This is a genomic window from Shewanella sp. KT0246 (genome assembly GCF_019654955.1).
GTDB lineage: Bacteria > Pseudomonadota > Gammaproteobacteria > Enterobacterales > Shewanellaceae > Shewanella > Shewanella goraebulensis.
The window spans coordinates 1-456 of sequence record NZ_BPEV01000152.1 but is presented as its reverse complement, the minus strand read 5'-3'; the positions used below and the strand labels follow the sequence as shown (position 1 = coordinate 456).

Genomic DNA, 456 nt, shown 5'->3' with positions numbered 1-456 from the left:
GCCCAGGTCGATACACTTTGCGTAACATCCGCCTTAGATATTGAAAACACCACCCGGTGCCCAACCATGTTCGTCATCACCGATTAAGAAACGCTTAGGATCGGCTGATAGTGTGGTTTTACCTGTACCTGACAGGCCGAAGAAGAGTGTGGTATCGCCATCTTTACCTACGTTAGCCGAGCAGTGCATTGGTAGCACGCCTTTTGCTGGTAGTAGGAAGTTCTGCACTGAGAACATTGATTTCTTCATCTCACCAGCATACTTAAGGCCTGCAAGTAGGACTTTACGCTCGGCGAAGTTAAGAATAACAGTCGCATCTGAGTGAGTGCCATCACGCTCGGGAACACATTCAAATCCAGGTGCGTTGATGATCTGCCAAACTGGCTTATCAGCAACATTAAATTCTTCAGGAATGATAAACAGGTTACGGGCAAATAACTGGTGCCATGCGGTTTC

1 pseudogene is annotated in these 456 nt (G+C 47.4%); it reads right to left on the bottom strand.

Annotated features, from left to right (window positions below):
• Positions 1–36 precede the first annotated feature (36 nt).
• A pseudogene (locus K5Q58_RS20915) lies at positions 37–456 on the bottom strand (phosphoenolpyruvate carboxykinase (ATP)); the annotation flags it as partial.